The organism is Dietzia sp. DQ12-76 (assembly GCF_014145045.1).
Classification (GTDB): Bacteria; Actinomycetota; Actinomycetes; order Mycobacteriales; family Mycobacteriaceae; genus Dietzia.
Window position 1 is genome coordinate 1 of record NZ_JAALDV010000544.1, and the last position, 2,026, is coordinate 2,026.

2 protein-coding genes are annotated in these 2,026 nt (G+C 72.7%); both read left to right on the forward strand.

The window, feature by feature from the left end:
- Window positions 1-1,254: histidinol dehydrogenase (gene hisD / locus G6019_RS16410; RefSeq protein WP_182628071.1), on the forward strand; the 1,254-nt coding region annotated here is incomplete at its 5' end.
- Window positions 1,251-2,026, forward strand: a 776-nt coding sequence (locus G6019_RS17520) for a histidinol-phosphate transaminase (RefSeq protein ID WP_309230339.1), incomplete at its 3' end; no start/stop codon positions are given. The genes hisD and G6019_RS17520, both read left to right, overlap by 4 nt.

A 2,026-nucleotide genomic window follows, 5' to 3' on the forward strand; every position in this document is an offset into this window, starting at 1 on the left:
TCCGTCGTCGACACCGTCCGCCCGGTGGTCGAGGCGGTCCGGGAGCACGGGGCCTGCGCCGCGCTCGACTACGGGGAGAAGTTCGACCGGGTGCGGCCCACCTCGGTGCGGGTCCCCGCCGAGGTCATCACCGAGGCCGGCGAGGCCCTCGACCCTGACGTGCGCGCGGCCCTGGTCGAGGCCATCCGCCGCGCGAGGATCGTCCACTCCGCCCAGCGTCGCTCGGACACCGTGACCGAGGTCGCGGCCGGGGGCTTCGTCACCGAGAAGTGGGTGCCCGTCGAGCGGGTGGGCCTCTACGTTCCCGGCGGCAAGGCCGTGTACCCGTCGAGCGTCATCATGAACGTCGTGCCGGCGCAGGTCGCGGGGGTCGGTTCCCTCGTGGTGGCCTCCCCGCCACAGGCCGACTCCGGTGGCTGGCCGCACCCCACCATCCTCGGCGCGTGTGCCCTGCTCGGGGTGGACGAGGTCTGGGCCGTCGGAGGCGCACAGGCCGTGGCACTGCTCGCCCACGGTGGCGAGGACACCGACGGGCTCGGCCTCGAGCCCGTCGACATGGTCACCGGGCCCGGCAATGTCTACGTCACCGCCGCCAAGCGACTGTGCCGCAGCGTCGTGGGGATCGATTCGGAGGCCGGTCCCACGGAGATCGCCGTCCTGGCCGACCACACGGCCGACCCCGTCCACATCGCCTACGACCTCATCAGCCAGGCCGAGCACGACCCCAACGCGGCGAGCGTTCTGGTCACCGATTCCGAGCAGCTGGCCGACGCCGTCGCCCGGGAGGTCGAGGCCCGCTACACCGTCACCCTCAACTCGGACCGCGTGCGCGAGGCGCTCGAGGGCCCGCAGTCGGGCATCGTCCTGGTGGACGACATCGACGCCGGCCTGCGCGTGGTGGACGCGTACGCGGCCGAGCACCTGGAGGTGCAGACCCGTGACCCGGCGGGCGACGCCGCCCGAGTCCGCAACGCCGGGGCGATCTTCGTGGGTGCCTACTCCCCGGTGCCGCTCGGCGACTACGCCGCGGGCTCGAACCACGTCCTGCCCACCTCGGGGACCGCACGCCACTCGTCCGGGTTGAGCGTCCAGACCTTCCTGCGCGGTATCCACGTCATCGACTACGACCGGGCCGCCCTCAAGGAGATCGCCCCGACCGTCGTGTCGCTCGCGGACGCCGAGCGACTGCCGGCCCACGGTGAGGCCGTCCGGGCCCGCTTCGAGGACCTCGCCGCCGAGGAGGGACAGAAGTGAACGACACCCCTCGTCGCGGCGTCGGCCTGGACGCGCTGCCACTACGCGAGAACCTGCGCGGCACGAGCGCCTACGGAGCCCCGCAACTCGAGGTGCCGGTGCAGCTCAACACCAACGAGAACCCGCACCCGCCGAGCGCGGCGCTGATCGCCGACATCGCCGACGCGGTCTCCGCGGCCGCGGCCGACCTCAACCGCTACCCGGACCGGGACGCCGTCGACCTGCGCACCGACCTCGCCGCCTACCTCACCCGGCAGACCGGCGTGGAGGTGGACGTGGACATGGTGTGGGCGGCCAACGGCTCCAACGAGATCCTCCAGCAGTTGCTGCAGGCCTTCGGCGGGCCCGGTCGCAGCGCGATGGGATTCGTCCCCAGCTACTCGATGCACCCGATCCTCGCTGCGGGCACGGACACCGAGTGGATCCCGGTCGACCGGGGCGCGGACCTGGCGATCGACGTCGAGGCCGCGCTCGCGGCGATCGCCGGCCACCGCCCCGACATCGTCTTCCTCACGACACCCAACAATCCGACGGGCCACGTGATCGAGCTGGACGACCTGCGGCGGCTGATCGGCGCGGCACCGGGGATCGTCGTGGTCGACGAGGCGTACGCGGAGTTCTCCCCCTCGCCGAGCGCGTGCACGCTCCTGGCCGAGTTCCCGGCGAAGCTGGTCGTCTCGCGCACCATGAGCAAGGCCTTCGCGTTCGCCGGCGGGCGGCTCGGGTACTTCGCGGCCGACCCGGCGTTCGTCGACGCGGTTCTGCTCGTCCG